Below are 18,203 nucleotides of genomic sequence, written 5' to 3'. Positions count from 1 at the left end.
CTGAACAGATACAGAAATTACCTGTTTCTACGGATACAGAAGTTCAAAAACGCAATGGCAGGAGGGCTTTAACAGAAATAAAAAAGGGAGTCTGCGAATGCGGACTCCCTGGCGGGTAACAGAGGGGAAACTTGAGCGTGTCAGACCGTGGCGTCTGCCGCACTGGAGAGCTGCGCCATTTGGGGCATGTTGCTCATGTTCAGCATGGCCAGCGGTTCAGTGGCGCTGGTGTTGACGAAGCCGTGCCGGGTCCAGGCTGGCACCAGCAACACGTCGCCGGGGCTGACGTTCACTGCATCGGCATCGCCCAGGGTCAACGCGCCGTTGCCAGACTGAATGATGAACAGGTGCCACCACGAATGCGCATGGCCATTCAGCGTCGTGCCCGGTTTCAACCATTGCATGGACACCGCCATCCCTGGCGTCAACTTGCAACCTTCGGTGCTGTCGTCGTGAGCCAGCGCGACAATATCGACCTCGCTGTCCTTGAGGTTCTGACGCATGTCTGTGAGTTCATCACCCTTCCATACCCGGGCATTGACCGGCGGTTGGTTCAAACTCTGGCGAAAGTCCTTATATGAAAAAAACCCACCTTGAATGTTATTCATCCGCACACACCGACTTATTATCGACTTGAGTGACCAGACACTAGGCGAACAATCGATCACTGTAAAGCCGACCAACTAACACTCACAACACCGAAGGCCGCAGCGCCACAATCATGTCAACTTCCACGGCGGCATTCTTAGGTAATTGATAGACGCCGACAGTGGTTCGGGTATGTTTCCCCGCATCGCCCAACACATGACTGAAGACATCCGATGCGCCGTTGGCAACTTCACTGAGATCAACAAAGTCCGCCGTGCACTTCACGTAAACCGTGACCCGTATCAACGACTTGATTTTGTCCAGCGAACCGATGGCATCAACGATCAGTGCCAGCCCGCGCATGGTGCTGATGCTGGCGGCCGCTTGTGCATCCGTCAGGCTGAGCTCAAGCCCGACCCTGCCCGGGTATTGCATTTTGCCGCTCATGCGCGGCACCAGACCGCTGATGTAGATTTCATCGTGATGCCGAACCAGCGGTGCGTAACGTCCGCCCACGGTGTTCTCGCCGTAGATGTCGTAGTTGAGTTCTTTCGCCAGGGCGATGAAACGTTCGTCACACGACATTTTTTGCTCAATCATTCACTCAACCCTCTTAAACCAATAATGCTTGAAACATTGATCCCGAAGGCTCAACCCACGGCTCTCGCCGGCACAGCCAGGCAAGTGACTTCGACGCGCGATTCGATCGCCTCTGCCAGACGCAGCAGGTTGTCGCTGAGCTGCCCGTAGTCTTCGCTGAACAACACGATGTGGCCGATAAACGACGTGTTGTCTTTCACCAGTGCGGTGACTGAATCACTGAGGCGCTTGGCGTACACCGCCTCGACCAGCTCGATGTTCAGTTCCCGGGCGAGGGACTCGATGTCCGGCACGTAGCGCAAAAGACCGCCGGCCGGCGCCCGGAGCAGGCGAATGCCGCAATAGCCACGGGCAACGGGGTCGTGATGGTCGACCTTGCCTTCCACCGCCCAGCGGACCCAGCGTTCCCATGGATCGAAATCGACAAACGCCAGACGCGCCAGGTCCCAGATGTGCATGCCGCCGGGGCGCATGTTGGTTTCCACCGCCGAGGTCAGGCCGTCGCGGCGCAGGAAGATCTCGTTGTGATAGGCGCCGTTTTCCAGCGAGACCAATCCGGACATGTGCCGACCGGCAGCCGCCAGGCGAGCCTGTACGTCAGCCGCCAAAGGTGCCGGCACCACTTGCTGGATTTCCGCGCGATAGGCGCCTTCGGTGGTGGTTTTCTCGGTGACCCAAGTGCTGCCCGCGACGTAATCCCAGCTGTATTCCCAGGCGTTCTGAATCAACTCTTCGAGGACGATGCCGTCTTCGCGATAGGGCTTGAGCGCCTGCCAGGCCTCGTCGCATTCGGACGGATGATGGATGACCCGGCAACCTCTGCTCGCACCTTCGCAGGCCGGTTTGATGAAGGCTTTGCCGCCCAGTTCGACTACCCGCTGACGCAGTTCGCCCAGGCTTTCGATACGTGCGGAAAACACCGGACGGTAATCCTCGGGCGCCGTGTCGGCGGCCGCTTCCAGCTTGCGAAAAATCTGTTTATCCAACCCCGCCCGCGCCTCGCCGGGGGTAATGCCGGGCAGGTCGAAATGCGTGGCCAACGCGGCACCCAGCAACACACCACGGTCGGAAAATGGCAGGACGCCTATCAGCTTCCAGCAATCGGCACTCAGGCAACCGACCAGCAGATCGACGGAATCGGCGATGTCCTGCGGTGCCATCGAGGCCGTGCAGACGTGATCCGCCACCTGATCGTCATCGGCTTGAATCTGCTCGACCACCAGGATCAGCCTGGCGTTATAGAGCGTCTTGCAGAGGTCGCGCAGCTTCTGGATATCGTGAACCCGATTGCCGTTGTACCCGACCACTACTACGCATGACGTGGTGTTCATGAAGCCTCCGACCTGTGGAGTAAAAAACGCAAACGCGGTGACTCAGTCGTGCAGCGACGCGTTGGATCTACGGTTCAGCCAGTACCAGGCGAGGATGCCTCCCGCGCCGATGGCAGCCAGCACCAGGGCGCTATAGGGCGGTGGCATGACCCGCATGATCAGCACCGTCAGCCCGGCGCCGACGCCCAGGGACACTTCTTTGACGAACATGTTGTTTTGTTTGACGGAGAAGTAATCGAGGTAGCTGAACGCGCACTCGGCGACGGACAGCAGCGCGACCCAGATCAACGCGCCGGCGAGGGTTTCGACGTGGAACGCATCCGGCGACGAGAGCACGGCGAAGCCGCCGATGATGATCCCGATGACAGCGACCACTTTGAAGCGCCCGGTACGCTCGATCAGTTTCATCACCGGCACCTGGGCGAACACCACCACGGCGCTGTTGAGGATCAGCATCAAGCCATACCAGGCCGGCAATTCACCGGTCTTGAGCAGGATCGCCTGGGGCAGAATCGAGAACACGCCAAACAGCTTGATGCCCATGATGATGCCGGCGATGACCCATGGCAGCTTGTTGCGCCAGCCGCTGCCGTCGTGGGTGGTCGGTTGGGCAACCACCGATTGCGTGGTGAAGGTCGCGCCCATGGCGATGGGCAGGCACAGCAGGACGAAACCCGCGGCGCCGAGGAAAAACAGGGTTGGGGTCAGCAGCGGTGAGAGCAGGATCAACCCCGCCACCAGACTGCCCATGTTCATGGCGACGCGGTTGTAGGCCGCGCCCTCTTTGGTCTGGGCGGCTTCGCTCTTGATCAGGTAACCGGCAATGGCAATGCCGTAGGCGAACAACGCTGCGGCGAACATCACCATGCCCTGGTTGCTGGTGACCGCCAGCAACACCAACCCGAGGGCAGCGCACATGAGCGTAACGCTCAGTGACCGACGGCCCAGCACCAGCAATGTCAGCGGCAGCAGCAACAGCAAGGCCCGATAACCGAGGGCGAGGATGCTGTTGGTGGCGGTATCGAGCCAGACGTTGGCCTTGCCCAGCACGGCAAACAGCGACACGGCGGTGATGATCCGGATCGTGAACAGGCGAATATTGATCACCGGTTTGGCGACGGCGACCGTTGTTTGAACACTCATGCAACACCTCTGGAACCAGCGATTGTTCAGGCGTCCAGCGCGAACAATCAGGAAAGTCTGTAAGGTGATGGTAGAGAGAGTCGCTTGTTTTCATCAGAGCAAGTTCGTATAGAATCAAACGAACTTTACTGCCGGAGAGACCAGTAAAATGCAGGTTCAGCGAGCAGTGATCGCCGCCATCGAGTTCCAGCCGGGAGTGCCGCTGGTCCAGCAGATCGTCGATCAATTGTCGGTGGCGATCAGCCAGGGCGGGCTGCCTCACGGCTCGCGGCTGCCACCGATTCGCGAACTTTCCGAGTTGATGAACGTGGGCAAGTCCACGGTGGTGGATGCGCTGGACCGCTTGCGGGCCAAGGGCCTGGTGGTTTCACGCCAGGGTTCGGGGCATTATGTGCACCGCTCCACCACCACGCTCAAGACCGATGCCGGCCCGGACCTGCAACCCCAGGACACCCTCAGCGTGGTCCGCCGCGCAGTGCTGCAGGACAACGGCGCGCTGCGCCCTGGTGCCGGTTTCCTGCCTTCCTCGTGGCTGCCGGCAGAAGAATTGTTGAAAGCCGTGCGCGGCACCCTGCGTGCAACTTCCCTGCGCATGGGCGAATACGGCGTCGCCGCCGGTTACCTGCCGCTTCGCGAGGCGTTGCGGGTCAAATTGGCGACCTTGGGCATCGAAGTACCAGTGGACCAGATCATCACCACCGCCAACACCGTGCAGGCCATCGACATGCTGATGCGTCTGCTGGTCAAACCCGGCGACACGGTGCTGCTCGACGATCCGTGTTACTTCACCATGCACACCAATCTGGCCTTGCATGGCGCCCGGGTCATCACCATTCCCCGTGGCGCTGAGGGCATGGACCTGGACGCCTTCGAGCAATTGCTGATCGTCCATCGGCCCGTGCTCTACATGACCAATAACACCCTGCACAACCCGACCGGGCACTCGTTCTCCCCGGCGCAGGTCTATCGCTTGCTGGAGTTGAGCCACCGCTATGGTTTTCACATCGTCGAAGACGATTTGTATTGCGACATGCAGCAACGTACAACGCCGCGCCTCGCAGCGGGCGGGCTGGACAATGTCAGTTACGTTTCCGGTTTCTCCAAGACCCTGACGGCGAACAGTCGGGTCAGTTATGCGGTGCTTTCGCCGCAACTGGCAGCACGGATGGTCACCCTGAAAATGGCCTGCGGTGGCATGACGTCGGAACTGGCGGAGCAGATTATCTGCACGATGCTCAGTGATGGCAGCTATGCCAAACACACCCGGCGCACGGTGGATCGGCTTTACGAGTCGAGCAGTCGGGTGTCGAGTTGGCTGGTGGAGGCGGGTTGTTCCGTTTCATCGCTGCCGCATGAAGGGTTGTTTATCTGGACGCGATTGCCCGAAGGGTTGCATGCCGAAACGCTCGCGAGGAAGGGTCTGGACATCGACCTGGTGCTGGCGCCCGGCACCTTGCTCAGCAAAGCACCGGATGCCAGTCACTTTCTGCGTTTCAACGTGGCGCACAGCGATAACGTTCAGGTGCGGGAACGGTTCTTTCGGTTGCTCGACGATTACAAAAAGTAACCGCAACACCACCCCTGTGGCGAGGGAGCTTGCTCCCGCTGGAGTGCGAAGCGCTCCCCTGCACTTCTTCCAACACTCCGTATTTACAGGCTTTTGCGACTGCTGCGCAGCCGAGCGGGAGCAAGCTCCCTCGCCACAGGGATCGCGTCCGGCGAAACGTTTACTGGCCGCATGACACCCACCGCCACCAGATCGCTACGATTGTGATCCTCGCCTCCCACACGCTAACTTCGACCCGTCGCTGCCAATTCAGCGACCGGGCCTCATAACTCGAACACGATGTAGGCATCAATCGGAGTTCTCCTTTATGCACGCCAGCAATCCGTTCAAAATTTATGCTTCTGTGCCACCGGTCCCCCGTCGCCTCCCAACCACCGGAGGTGCCCAATGACCAATCCCAAAGACCTAAAAACCATCGGCCTCCCCCCCTTCTCCTATCACGCCAATCAACCGCTATTCCGAATCAACCGTGACGTCCCGATAATCCAGGCCCTCTACCACGCTTCCGACCTGCTCCACATCGCCAAACTTCTCGCCTCAGACGCCGCCATGATTCGCGATAGCGACCGGCATGCCTGGGCGTCGCATTTTTTGCAGGATATGAGTAAAGCGATTATCGATGATGTCGCGAAGGTGCTCGACGCACCGTGTAACAACCGCGCTTGAATGAAGAAGCCCCGCGATTCTTCCGAAACGCGGGGCTTTTTATACGAAGCTTGATCTATCAATCCAGGCATTACTGGTCAGCAACTTCGGCCCCTTGCTTTTCCTGTTCCTGATCTCGAAGCAAGGTCTGCGTGACCCGCTCGATGTAATCAAACACTTCCTCCTGAACCGAATACTTGTACTGCTTGCGTCGGTGCTTTGAGACCGTGCCATTTTGCGACAAGCACATCATTACCAGATTGGCCAAGTCACTGCCTCGGACGTCATATCGCTCATCAACCGCCTTGACGATTTTGTCGTAATTTTCGAGAAAAACCGTCTCTTCACGAAGCTCTACTTCAAGAGCTCTCTTGGCCATCTCCAGAGTGAATCGAACGCCGGGCGTGGCATCCCAGAAGCGGTATATTGTCGGATGGCCAGTGAAGTTGAAGGACAAGTTTCCCTGATCAATCCACCGCACGTCCCAGAACTCACGCGCGGGTCGGGAGAATTCCTGCAGAGTTTCCAGATACAGACGCTCCTCACGCTTCATTGCCACCGACACCGGGAGCAGCAAGCCATTTTCCAATGCCCCCGCACGGCAAAGCGTCTGGTGAATGAGGAAGCGGGAAAGGCGACCATTCCCATCCATGAAAGGGTGAAGAAAGACGAATCCAAATGAAATGATCCCGGCGGCGACCAGAGGGTCAATATGTTTTACCGCGTCATTCCCCAATGCCATCAGCTGTTCCATCAGCTCCCGACATAAGTCCGGTGCAGGCGGGACATACGTTACACCCGCTGCCCCATGCAGACCGCTTGCCAGATGGTTCTGTTCATGACGGAACGCAGCGGCCATATCGTATGGATTGGAGATCGTTGCATTCTGGAGGGTCACCAAGTAATCCTCACTCAACGGAATGCGTTCATGAGCCTGTCGGAGCAACTGGATGAAGCGTCGGGACTTGTCTTCGCTCGGTGATTCCTTCTCGATGGCGAACGAGTCCTGGGTTTCGCTCAGATAGGCCCAGTTGATTGCCCGATCCATCATTCCTGATGGCAGGTTCTGAATGAATTGCTGCGCACGCGCAAGGATATCGTGTTGTAGCAACGCCATGATTTGAGGTGTTCGCTCAACGGTGGCGCAGTAAGCCAGTGTTCCAATACCATTGAACTCAATACGCCAGCGGGAATTACGTTCCCCTGGCATCGTCAAGTACTGCTCCGGGTCGAACAAGGGGATGAAGCCTCCCTTCACGGGGGAGTTTTGGGTCAGCTCCTCACCGGTGAATGCTTCGTGGAGAAAGCAGGCCTTGCGGATGTAGATCCCGTTTGGAGCCTTTCGCAATTCGGTTTCGAGCGCTTGTGCCGGAATTCGAGGTAACGCCTGAGCTAGAATGGCAAGGTTGATCCCTTCATGCTTCAAGGCGAAGAGGACATGTCCGAGCAGATCGTCTGGTGCAGGTGCAATTGCAGGTGGGACTGCCAATGTCTCGCCGATTCGTTCAAGCCGTGTAACGGGCTGAACTCTGGCAGGTTGGCGCAAAGGAAACGCTGAAAGCTGCAGTGCGTCTTGCAGACAGGCATATCCAGCTGAGTTCATCGCGCAAATCCTCATTTTTGAGCAGGCCGCGCGATTTTTCTTTAGCGGGCCAATAAAATCTTAAGATTCCTAGAATATCTCGATTTTTTCTTAAGTGACCAGTTCTATCTCATTGCTCGTAGTTATAGCGATTTCCCCCTATAACTGTTTATAACTTCGTATGAGTGCCCAATAAAAAACCCCGCTCCTTCTCTCAAAGGGCGGGGTTTTTCGTTACAGCATCCGACGCTTAAGGCGCGTACGTCAGCAACAGCTCGGTCGGCACTTTGAAGTCCAGGGACATCATCACGCTCAACGCGGTAATGGTGAAGATCGAGAACACGAACAGCTTGCGTGCCCAGACCGTGTCATCCACTGCCTTGTAGCCGGTCCAGGCCATGTACAGCCAGTACATGCCCATGGCCGCGGCGACGGCGAGGTAGCTCATGCCGGCGTAGCCGCTGAAGGTCAGCATCAAGGTCGCCACGAGGAAGGCCAGGATGTAGATCAGGATGTGCTTCTTGGCCACTTGAATCCCGCGCTTCACCGGCAGCACCGGAATCGATGCGGCCAGGTAATCGTTGAAGCGGAAGATCGCGATGGCATAGGAATGCGGCATCTGCCACAGGCTGAACATCACCAGCAGCGTCAGTGCGGCCATGTCGAAGCTGTTCGTCACAGCGACGTAACCGATCACCGGTGGCATTGCACCCGACAGACTGCCCACCAGCGTGCCGTGAACCGACTTGCGCTTGAGGTACAGGCTGTAGAAACCGACGTAGATGACGAAACCGATCACCGCGAACAAAGCGGCCAACGGGTTGGCCACCTTGTACAGCAACGCAACGCCGGCGACACCCAGGACGGTCGCGAAGGCCAGGGCCAGTTTCAGGGAGATCAAGCCCTGGACCAGCACCCGGTTCTTGGTGCGTTCCATCTTGATGTCGATGTCGCGGTCGATGCAGTTGTTGAACACGCAACCGGAAGCCACCACCAGGGACGTGCCGATCATGGCGGCCAGGAAAATGGCCAGATCGACATGCCCTTTCGAGGCCAGGAAAAATCCGCCTGCCACTGAAAGCACGTTACCGAAAATGATCCCCGGTTTGGTGATTTGGATAAAGTGCTTCAAGGACATCCGGATTTACCTCAGTGCGCCATCATGTTGGTGTGGATGCTGAACATGATCCACAGCGACAGGCCAACCAGCAGGACGATCACGATCGCGGCGAACACAAACGCAATCACGTTGTTACGCTGCGCGGCCGAACGGTCCAGATGGAGGAAGTACACCAGGTGCACCAGCACCTGGATCACTGCGAAGGCCAGTACGATCCACAGGGTCAGGGCTTTCGGCAGCGACGGGTACATCACCAGGCCGAAAGGAATGACGGTCAGGATCACCGACAGGATGAAGCCGATAGCGTAAGACTTGACGCTGCCGTGGCCGGCGTCGTGGCTATCGTGGGAATGAGCGTTAGCCATTTACATAGTCCCCATCAGATAAACAACGGTGAATACGCAGATCCACACCACGTCCAGGAAGTGCCAGAACAGGCTCAGGCAGCTCAGACGGGTCTTGTTGGTCGCCGTCAGGCCGTTTTTCTGCACCTGATACATCATGATCGCCATCCAGATCAGACCGCTGGTCACGTGCAGACCGTGGGTGCCGACCAGGGTGAAGAACCCGGACAGGAAGCCGCTGCGGCTAGGACCGAAGCCCTCGGAGATCAACACGTGGAACTCGTTGATCTCCATGGCGATAAAGCCGGCGCCCAGGAGGAAGGTCATGCCCAGCCAGCCCAGCACCTGGTTCTTCTTGCCCTTGAACAACGCCAGCATGGCGAAGCCGTAGGTGATCGAGCTGAATAGCAGCAGAGCGGTTTCGCCCAGTACGTATGGCAGTTCGAAGATGTCGGCGCCCGACGGGCCGCCTGCTACGTTGTTAACCAGTACCGCGTACACCGCGAAGATCGACGCAAACAGGATGCAGTCGGTCATCAGGTAGAGCCAGAAACCGAATACGGTCATCTCGCCCGAGTCGTGGTGATGGTCATCGTGCCCATGTCCATCGACATGGGTGTGTCCAGCATTGGTCACTAAGTTCGACATGGTTTAAGCCTGTTCCAACGAGGTTTCAACACGGGTGGCGGTGGCTGGAACTTTCCCGGCCGCTACCAGACGCTTGTGCTGCTCGGCTTCGATGCGCTCGATCACGTCGACCGGCACCATATAGCCTTGATCATCACGTGCAGCGTGGATCACGAAGTAGCCCACGGTGCCGACCAGACTAATGATGGCCAGCCACCAGATGTGCCAGATCATCGCGAAACCGAACACGGTCAACAGAGCACCCATGACCAGGCCGGTCGCGGTGTTGTTTGGCATGTGGATCGGTTCGTAACGAGCAGGAGCCTGGTACGCGGTACCGTTTTCCTTGGCTTCGGTGAACGGATCGATGGTTTCTGCTTTTGGCAGGACCGCGAAGTTGTAGAACGGTGGTGGCGACGAGGTCGACCATTCCAGCGTGTGGGCATTCCACGGGTCGCCGTGTTCGCACATGTTTTCTGGCTTGTTGCGATCACGCACGCTGACGTACAGCTGGATCAGCTGGCAGGCGATACCCACAGCGATCATCACCGCACCGAACATGGCCACGTACAGGTACGGCACCCACTCAGGGTTGGTGGTGGCGTTCAGACGACGGGTCATGCCCATGAAGCCCAGTGCATAGAGCGGCATGAACGCGACGAAGAAGCCCGAGATCCAGAACCAGAACGCTGCCTTGCCCCAACCTTCGTGCAGCTTGAAGCCGAACGCTTTAGGGAAGTAGAAGCTGAAGCCTGCGATGTAACCGAAGACCGCGCCGCCGATGATTACGTTGTGGAAGTGAGCGATCACGAACAGGCTGTTGTGCAGGACGAAGTCCGCACCCGGGATGGCCAGCAGTACGCCGGTCATGCCGCCGATGGCGAAGGTCACCATGAAGCCCAGGGTCCACAGAACCTGGCTGGTGAAACGCAGACGGCCCTGGTAGATGGTGAACAGCCAGTTGAACAGCTTCACCCCCGTCGGGATCGAAATCAGCATCGTCGCCAGGCCGAAGAAGGCGTTGACGCTGGCACCCGAACCCATGGTGAAGAAGTGGTGCAGCCAGACCATGAAGCCCAGGATCGAGATCGCGCCCGATGCGTAGACCATCGAGTGGTGGCCGAACAGACGCTTGCCAGTGAAGGTCGAGATGACTTCGGAGAAGATCCCGAACGCCGGCAGAATCAGGATGTAAACCTCGGGGTGACCCCAGGCCCAGAACAGGTTGACGTACATCATTGGATTGCCACCAAGTTCATTGGTGAAAATGTGGAAATCCATGTAACGGTCAAGCGTCAGCAGTGCCAGGGTAGCGGTCAGGATCGGGAACGAAGCCACGATCAGGACGTTGGCCCAGGTGCAGGTCCAGGTGAAGATCGGCATGTCCATCAGTTTCATGCCAGGGGTACGCATTTTCAGCACGGTGGCGAGGAAGTTGACCCCCGTCAGCGTCGTCCCCAACCCGGATAGCTGTAGCGCCCAGATGTAGTAATCCATCCCCACGCCAGGGCTGTATTGCAGGCCCGACAGCGGCGGATAGGCAACCCAGCCGGTCTTGGCGAATTCGCCGACGCCCAGGGACAGGTTAATCAGCACTACGCCGGATACCAGCAGCCAGAAGCTCAGGGAGTTCAGGAACGGGTAGGCAACGTCACGCGCGCCGATCTGCAGCGGCACTGCAAGGTTCATCAGGCCGGTGAAGAATGGCATCGCCATGAAGATGATCATGATCACACCGTGAGCGGTGAAGATCTGGTCATAGTGTTCAGGTGGCAGGTAGCCAGGCGAACCCTCGGTGGCCATGGCCAACTGGGTACGCATCATGATGGCGTCGGCAAAACCGCGCAGCAGCATGACCATGGCAACGATGATGTACATCACGCCTATTTTCTTGTGGTCGACCGACGTCAGCCACTCGGTCCACAGGTAGGTCCACTTCTTGAAGTAGGTGATACCCGCGAACAGCGCCAGACCACCGAGGGCGATCATGGCGATGGTCACCATCACGATCGGCTCGTGGAACGGGACCGCTTCCCAACTTAATTTACCAAACATCGTTTACTCCTCTGCCCCGGCAGCTGAATGCGAACTCATGTCCATCCCTTCCATATGGGCCACTTCTTTCTCTTTCTTCTCGTGGTGCATCGGCTTGCCCGGTTTCATGCCTTCGTACTTGTCGACGATGATCTGGAACAGGTTTGGCGTGACCGAGGAGTAGAGCTCGACTGGGTTGTTCTGGCTTGGCTTGGAAAGGGCTTCGTATTCAGCTTTTTCAAGCTGTTTAGGTGCCTTTTTGACTTCGCTTACCCAGGCGTCGAAATCTTCCTGAGAAGTGGCGATAGCTTTGAACTTCATACCGGTAAAACCAGCACCGCTGTAGTTGGCGGAGATACCGTCCATTTCAGCGTTTTCGTTGGCGATCAGGTGCAGTTTGGTCTGCATGCCGGCCATCGCGTAGATCTGGCCGCCCAGCGCCGGGATGAAGAACGAGTTCATCACGGAGTCCGAAGTCACCTTGAAGTTGATCGGCGTGTGCGCCGGGAACACGATCTTGTTGACGGTGGCGATGCCTTGCTCCGGATAGATGAACATCCACTTCCAGTCCAACGCGACCACTTCGATGGTGATCGGCTTGACGTCGGATTCCAGCGGCTTGTAAGGGTCCAGGGCGTGGGTCGATTTGTAGGTCACGTAACCCAGGGCAATGATGATCAGCACTGGAACAGCCCACACCGCGATTTCGATCTTGGTGGAGTGCGACCATTTCGGCGTGTAGACGGCGTCAGTGTTGGACGCGCGGTATTTCCAGGCGAACAGGAAGGTCATGACGATGACCGGAATCACGACCAACAGCATCAGCAGCGTTGCGGTGATGATCAGGTTTCGCTCGTCCAGGCCAACCTGGCCCTTGGGATCGAGCAAGGTCATGTTGCAGCCTGACAGCAACAACGTGCCGATCAGCGGCAATAAGCCTAGTAGTCTGGGGTACCTGTTTTTACTCATCTCACGACCTCTAAAGCAGCTTGCGCAATGCAGTTGGGTTTTGATCGCCAACACTTCACCCTGCCAAGGGTTGGCATTTTCTTGGATTGAATAAGGGCTGCCCGTCGCGCGTCAGACGCTGCTTGACAAATCCTGGGCTAGCGGTGAGTTCTTATTCGAATTCGTGGTCAAAGGCCTTGTTACAGACCAATTCCATTTGGTGCGGATAGTTGGAAGGCACCGACACTTGGGCGTCACAGGAAGCCATCAGGCCTCTAGACACCCTGTTGCTGCTCATGCACCTGAGTCAGGGTGAGCAGTGCCGGGAATTCAGTGCGGGCGATTGTAGATATGTAGCGATTCATAAACCATGTCTCATCCCGAAATAATTTTTATCCTTTCCAGCAACAATCCTTGACGTTTTTTGCAAAATCGCGCCATGTTATCGAAATTGATTCTTAACAAAAACACCAAAAATAGTAGGTCTACCACACGCAGTTCAGACAGTATCGAAGGCGCTGCCCTCCCCTGCGACCCTGCCCAAGCCCCCATGAGACAAGGGCTCTGGCAATTCGCCAGGGCCTGTTAAAACTGCCTGTTCCGGGTTGCGGGGATGGAAATCGGCAGAGGCGCCAAAAGACCAATTTCATTGCCTAGACATGTACCAATCCGGCACGCTGAAATGCCTTGCGATACTCGTGCTGTGACAACATGTCGCACATGTGTCGCACCCCTCGTTGCCGCACATCACGATCTTTTTGCCCGGTCTCTAAAATGCAAAACGCCCCGGCCCTCTCAACGAGGACCGGGGCGTTTTTTTGTGTCACGCGGCGATGGGGCGAATGACCTCAGCGCAGCGTCTTGCGGTTACGCGAAGTGAGCAACGGCACCAGCACCACCACCAGGACAAACGCGATCAACGCCCACTGTGCCAGCGACAGACCGAGGATCGGCGGGTACGGCGTGGAGCAGAAACCGTCGACCTGGAACCCCAGCGGGAAGATCTTCGCCAACGGCAGACCGTCGACAATCGGCTGCAACACATCAATGCCGCAGCTGACCGCAGGATAGAACTGGGTATAGACGTGATGCCCGGCCACCCCGACGCCTGCCAGGGCGCAGATCACCACCAGGGTTTCAAACACCGTAATGCTGCGGCGGGTGCGCATCGCCGCACCGATGAACGCGAAAACCGCGATCAGCAGCAAGGCATAGCGTTGCAGGATGCACAGCGGGCACGGCGCCTCGCCCAGTACGATTTGAATGTACAGCGCGCCACCGATCAGCGCCAGGCAGATGATGCCCAGCAACACCAGGTAGCGCCGCTCACGGCCCAACCGCATCGTTTCCTCGCTCATTGCGTTTCCCTTCTAGATATCGATTGACCGGAAGTCTACACGCTGGCCCGGACCTTGGAGAGCCCGGGGCGCATGGAATAGATGTCGGGAAATAAACGATAAGGCGGTTAAGAAGGGATTAACTGGTAACACTCCACGCGGGCCCATTGTAGGAGCGAGCTTGCTCGCGAAAAATGACCGGACAACGCATTCACTCAGACAGCCCGCGTTATCGTTGACGTCCATCGCGAGCAAGCTCGCTCCTACAGGGAAGCGTGCTTGATCAGTCGCCGTAGATATCAGACTTGAAGTACTTATCCGAAATCTTCTGGTACTCGCCACTGGCGCGAATGCCGTCAATGGCCGTGTTCAACTGGCTGACCAACTCGGTGTTGCCCTTGCGCACCGCAATCCCGGCGCCCTCACCCACGTATTTCGGGTCCTTGAGCTCGGGGCCGACAAAGGCGTAACCCTTGCCACGCGGCATCGACAGGAAGTCATTCAGCGGAATGGTGTCGGCAAAAATGGCATCGAGGCGACCGGACGCCAGATCCATGTAGATCTCTTCGTTGTTGCCGTAACGCTTCACGTTGATGCCCTTCGGTTCGAACACCTCGCTGGCGTAACGGTCGGTGGTGGTCGCGCGCTGCACGCCGACGGTCTTGCCCTTAAGGCTGGCGTATTGATCATCCACGGTTGCGCCTTCCTTCATCACCAGACGCGATGAGGTGAAGTAGTACTTGTGGGTGAAGTCCACCGACTTCTTGCGGTCTTCGTTGATGGTCATGGACGACAGCGCCATGTCGATTTTCTTCACTTTCAGGGAAGGAATCAGGCCATCGAACTCACCTTCGACCCAGATACACTTGACCTGCATCTGCGCGCACAGGGCATTGCCGATGTCGTAGTCGAAACCGACGATTTCGCCTTTGTCGGTTTTGGATGCGAACGGCGGGTAAGCCGCTTCGATGCCGATGCGCAGGGTTTTATCGGCGGCGAACAAAGTGCTGCACGCCAACAGGCTCAGGGCCAGACCGGTGATGAGGGGGAATTTCTTCATGTTCGTTCTCTCGCGGGTTGTTGTTGGTTTGGCAAGACAGAAGAAAGAGCAGAAACGGGGGAACGCTTTTTTGTACTTATAATTCCATACTGGACTTTTATGTATAAGTCGTCAATTGGGGCAATGGGGATGTGCCGGCCGGTGGTCGGGAGGTGGGTCAGGAAGATATTGGTTGTTGCGGATGGCCTCTTCGCGGGCAAGCCTTGCTCCTACAGGGTTTTGTGTCGTTCACATAATGTGCGTATGACACAAAACCCTGTAGGAGCAAGGCTTGCCCGCGAAGGCGTATTTGTAGACGCCGCAGAATTTACTGCTTCCAGCGATCCGCCGCCGCATGATCACTGTCACGCCCCTCAACCCAACGCGCACCATCGCTGGTGTTTTCTTTCTTCCAGAACGGCGCGCGGGTTTTCAGGTAGTCCATGACAAAGGCGCAGGCGTCGAACGCCGCCTGGCGGTGAGCGCTGGCAGCGCCGACGAAGACGATCGGCTCGCCCGGCTCCAGCGCGCCGATGCGATGCAGCACTTCCAGCTTGAGCAACGGCCAGCGCTGCTCGGCCTCAGTGGCAATCTTGCCCAGGGCCTTTTCGGTCATGCCCGGATAGTGCTCAAGAAACATCCCCGCCACATCGAGCCCATCATTGAAGTCACGCACGTAGCCGACAAAACTCACCACTGCCCCGACACCGACATTGGCGGCGTGCATGGCGTTGACTTCAATGCCCGGATCGAACGCCGTGGATTGCACACGAATGGCCATGGCTCAGCCCCCGGTCACGGTCGGAAAGAACGCCACTTCATCGCCGTCGCTCACCGGCTCGTCGAGTTGGCAAAGGTCTTCGTTGCGGGCGCACATCAGGTTCTGCTCGCTCAATACATCGGCGCCATCACGCTTGGCCAACAGTGTGCGAACGTCATCGACCGTGGCGAAGTCACCTTCGACCTTCACCGAGTCGACGCCCAGTGCTTCTCTATAACGAGCGAAAAACTTCACGGTGACATTCATGGCTGATCCGCCTGGAAATGGCCGCTCTTGCCGCCGAGTTTCTCCAGCAGGCGCACGCTTTCAATGGTCATGCCGCGATCGACGGCCTTGCACATGTCGTAGATGGTCAGCGCGGCAACGCTCGCGGCGGTCAGCGCTTCCATCTCGACGCCGGTCTGCCCGGACAGTTTGCAGCGCGCAACGATGCGCACGATGTCGTCACCTTCAGCGCTGAGCTCGACTTTGACGCCGGTGAGCATCAGCGGGTGGCACAGAGGAATGAGGTCGCTGGTTTTCTTCGCGGCCTGAATGCCGGCAATGCGCGCCACGGCGAACACATCACCCTTGGGATGGCCGCCGCTGACGATCATCTGCAGGGTTTCGGGCAGCATGCGCACCAGCGCCTGGGCCGTCGCCTCACGGAACGTCACGGCTTTTTCGGTGACGTCGACCATGTTGGCGCGACCTTGGGAATCGAGATGAGTCAGCACAGGGTTACTCCTGATCAAGAGCCTCGATTGTAAACCTGCGGGTCAATTTTCCGCACGCAAGATTGCAATGTCCTTGTAGGAGCGAGGCTTGCCCGCGAAGGCGGTAGGTCAGGCGGATTGATATTGGATGTGCCGCCGTCTTCGCGGGCAAGCCTCGCTCCTACAGGGTTTTGTGTGGGGCATAAAAAAACCGGGCGGCTTTGAGGCCGCCCGGTTTTGCTGAGGCCGTTACAAATGCGATTCGGCGTATTCGGCCAGAATCGAACGTGGCACCCCTTGCAGGGTGATGTGGACACCGTTCGGGAAATCCTTGAAGCGTTCAGTCAGGTAGGTCAGCCCGGAGCTGGTCGCGGACAGGTAAGGGGTGTCGATCTGCGCCAGGTTGCCCAGGCACACCACTTTGGAACCGGCGCCGGCACGGGTGATGATGGTTTTCATCTGGTGCGGCGTGAGGTTCTGGCATTCATCGATCAGGATCAGGCTCTGCTGGAAGCTCCGGCCCCGGATGTAGTTGAGGGATTTGAACTGCAACGGCACTTTGCTGAGGATGTAATCGACGCTGCCATGGGTGTTTTCGTCATCCATGTGCAAGGCTTCGAGGTTGTCGGTGATAGCGCCCAGCCAAGGCTCCATTTTTTCCGCTTCGGTGCCTGGCAGGAAGCCGATCTCCTGGTCCAGGCCCTGCACGCTACGCGTCGCGATGATCCGGCGATAGCGTTTGCTGACCATCGTCTGCTCGATCGCCGCCGCCAAGGCGAGGATGGTTTTACCGGATCCGGCCGCACCGGTCAGGTTGACCAGGTGAATATCCGGGTCCAGCAAGGCGTACAGCGCCAGGCTCTGATAGATGTCACGCGGCTTCAGGCCCCAGGCTTCCTGGTGCAACAGGGGTTCCTGATGCAGGTCGAGAATCAGCAGTTTGTCCTCGTCGATCTCCTTGATCCAGCCGACAAAACCCTGTTCGTCGATAATGAACTCGTTGATATGCACTGCCGGCAGGTTGTCGATCATCTTCACCTGGTGCCAGGTGCGGCCGTGATCCTGACGGGTTTCGACATTCCTTACGAGGTCCCAGAAGGACCCGGCCATGTTGTGGTAGCCGTTCGGCAGCAGCGATACGTCGTCAACCAGTTGGTCAGTGCTGTAGTCCTCGGCCGCGATCCCGCAGGCACGGGCCTTGAGGCGCATGTTGATGTCTTTGGTGACCAGCACCACGGGCAACTTTGGCTCGCGCGCGTGCAGGTCGATCAACTGGTTGATGATGATGTTGTCGTTCAGGTGCTCGGGAAGAATGATGTTCGGTTCGGCACGTTTGCTCATCAGAATTGATAGCAAACCTTTTGGCCCACTTTTTCCACGCTGGATCGGTACACCCAGTTCAACGTCTTCAGGGCTGGCATCGCCCAGGGTCTTGTCGATCAGGCGAATCGCCTGACGGCATTCCGCAGCCACGCTGTGATGCCCGCTCTTGAGCTTGTCCAGCTCCTCAAGCACGGTCATCGGGATCGCGACGTGGTGTTCTTCGAAGTTAAGCAGGGCGTTTGGATCGTGAATCAATACGTTGGTATCGAGTACATACAGGATTGGCTGGTTGGAGGAAGAACTACGTCCGTGATCATCCATACTCGGTCACCTTTGTGGGAGCCATTCGACGCAATACCTTGGCGGTGCTGCGCCTCGAAGTGACTGCCGAACTCACCTGCGAGGGATCAAGTGAACTGCTCACAAAATGGGTCTTGGGAGACGCCACCTGTGTTGCAGGTTTCGGCGGTCTGTCTTCGTAATACTCCAAAACCCGTGA

General features: G+C 57.6%; 18 protein-coding genes. 2 read left to right on the top strand and 16 right to left on the bottom strand.

Annotated features, from left to right (window positions below; translation table 11 throughout):
* Positions 1–140 precede the first annotated feature (140 nt).
* From ACA066_RS04785 to ACA066_RS04770, 4 genes are all read right to left on the bottom strand, one after another.
* Positions 141–608 (bottom strand): cupin domain-containing protein, encoded by a 468-nt coding sequence (locus ACA066_RS04785; protein WP_497698334.1) that lies wholly within the window; start codon positions 606–608, stop codon positions 141–143.
* A gap of 82 nt (positions 609–690) precedes the next feature.
* The gene (locus ACA066_RS04780) at positions 691–1,188 is read right to left on the bottom strand and encodes a RidA family protein (RefSeq protein WP_497698333.1); all 498 of its coding nucleotides are present in this window, start codon (positions 1,186–1,188) and stop codon (positions 691–693) included.
* A gap of 50 nt (positions 1,189–1,238) precedes the next feature.
* Positions 1,239–2,519 (bottom strand): ATP-grasp domain-containing protein, encoded by a 1,281-nt coding sequence (locus ACA066_RS04775; protein WP_497698332.1) that lies wholly within the window; start codon positions 2,517–2,519, stop codon positions 1,239–1,241.
* 42 nt (positions 2,520–2,561) lie between these two features.
* Complete coding sequence (locus tag ACA066_RS04770) at positions 2,562–3,662, bottom strand: MFS transporter (protein ID WP_497698331.1); 1,101 nt, start codon at positions 3,660–3,662, stop codon at positions 2,562–2,564.
* 148 nt (positions 3,663–3,810) lie between these two features.
* Between ACA066_RS04770 and ACA066_RS04765 the strand changes: the two genes are divergently transcribed.
* Both ACA066_RS04765 and ACA066_RS04760 read left to right on the top strand, forming a co-directional pair.
* Positions 3,811–5,229, top strand: coding sequence for an aminotransferase-like domain-containing protein (locus ACA066_RS04765; protein WP_497698330.1), 1,419 nt, complete (start codon positions 3,811–3,813; stop codon positions 5,227–5,229).
* Positions 5,230–5,616: 387 nt separating this feature from the next.
* Positions 5,617–5,895 carry a DUF3077 domain-containing protein gene (locus ACA066_RS04760; RefSeq protein WP_497698329.1) on the top strand — a complete coding sequence of 93 codons (279 nt, stop codon included), beginning with the start codon at positions 5,617–5,619 and terminating at the stop codon, positions 5,893–5,895.
* A gap of 70 nt (positions 5,896–5,965) precedes the next feature.
* Here ACA066_RS04760 and ACA066_RS04755 read toward each other — a convergent pair whose 3' ends face one another.
* From ACA066_RS04755 to ACA066_RS04700, 12 genes are all read right to left on the bottom strand, one after another.
* The gene (locus ACA066_RS04755; RefSeq protein ID WP_497698328.1) at positions 5,966–7,477 is read right to left on the bottom strand and encodes a Fic family protein; all 1,512 of its coding nucleotides are present in this window, start codon (positions 7,475–7,477) and stop codon (positions 5,966–5,968) included.
* A 229-nt stretch (positions 7,478–7,706) separates the two neighbouring features.
* On the bottom strand, positions 7,707–8,594 hold the full coding sequence (cyoE, locus tag ACA066_RS04750) for a heme o synthase (protein WP_497698327.1): 888 nt from the start codon (positions 8,592–8,594) through the stop codon (positions 7,707–7,709).
* A gap of 11 nt (positions 8,595–8,605) precedes the next feature.
* Positions 8,606–8,941, bottom strand: a complete 336-nt coding sequence (gene cyoD, locus ACA066_RS04745) for a cytochrome o ubiquinol oxidase subunit IV (RefSeq protein WP_008025399.1) — start codon at positions 8,939–8,941, stop codon at positions 8,606–8,608.
* Entirely contained in the window at positions 8,942–9,568 is a 627-nt protein-coding gene (locus ACA066_RS04740) for a cytochrome o ubiquinol oxidase subunit III (RefSeq protein WP_497698326.1), read from the bottom strand.
* A gap of 3 nt (positions 9,569–9,571) precedes the next feature.
* Positions 9,572–11,602, bottom strand: coding sequence for a cytochrome o ubiquinol oxidase subunit I (cyoB, locus tag ACA066_RS04735; protein WP_497698325.1), 2,031 nt, complete (start codon positions 11,600–11,602; stop codon positions 9,572–9,574).
* 3 nt (positions 11,603–11,605) lie between these two features.
* The gene (gene cyoA, locus ACA066_RS04730; protein ID WP_497698324.1) at positions 11,606–12,550 is read right to left on the bottom strand and encodes a ubiquinol oxidase subunit II; all 945 of its coding nucleotides are present in this window, start codon (positions 12,548–12,550) and stop codon (positions 11,606–11,608) included.
* 827 nt (positions 12,551–13,377) lie between these two features.
* Positions 13,378–13,887, bottom strand: coding sequence for a disulfide bond formation protein B (locus ACA066_RS04725; protein WP_497698323.1), 510 nt, complete (start codon positions 13,885–13,887; stop codon positions 13,378–13,380).
* A 262-nt stretch (positions 13,888–14,149) separates the two neighbouring features.
* On the bottom strand, positions 14,150–14,926 hold the full coding sequence (locus ACA066_RS04720; RefSeq protein ID WP_497698322.1) for an ABC transporter substrate-binding protein: 777 nt from the start codon (positions 14,924–14,926) through the stop codon (positions 14,150–14,152).
* A 307-nt stretch (positions 14,927–15,233) separates the two neighbouring features.
* Positions 15,234–15,686: a molybdopterin synthase catalytic subunit MoaE gene (gene moaE, locus ACA066_RS04715; RefSeq protein ID WP_497698321.1), complete on the bottom strand. Its 453-nt coding sequence runs from the start codon at positions 15,684–15,686 to the stop codon at positions 15,234–15,236.
* A gap of 3 nt (positions 15,687–15,689) precedes the next feature.
* A complete protein-coding gene (moaD, locus tag ACA066_RS04710; protein ID WP_497698320.1) occupies positions 15,690–15,932 on the bottom strand; it encodes a molybdopterin converting factor subunit 1 in 243 nt (80 codons plus the stop codon).
* The gene (moaC, locus tag ACA066_RS04705; RefSeq protein ID WP_497698319.1) at positions 15,929–16,402 is read right to left on the bottom strand and encodes a cyclic pyranopterin monophosphate synthase MoaC; all 474 of its coding nucleotides are present in this window, start codon (positions 16,400–16,402) and stop codon (positions 15,929–15,931) included. The genes moaD and moaC overlap by 4 nt, the downstream gene beginning before the upstream one ends.
* A gap of 228 nt (positions 16,403–16,630) precedes the next feature.
* Positions 16,631–18,025: a PhoH family protein gene (locus ACA066_RS04700; protein WP_497698318.1), complete on the bottom strand. Its 1,395-nt coding sequence runs from the start codon at positions 18,023–18,025 to the stop codon at positions 16,631–16,633.
* Positions 18,026–18,203: the final 178 nt, after the last annotated feature.

The organism is Pseudomonas sp. LBUM1651 (genome assembly GCF_059716135.1).
The sequence above is the reverse complement of the archived record's forward strand: the minus strand, read 5'-3'. Positions and strand labels throughout refer to the sequence as shown.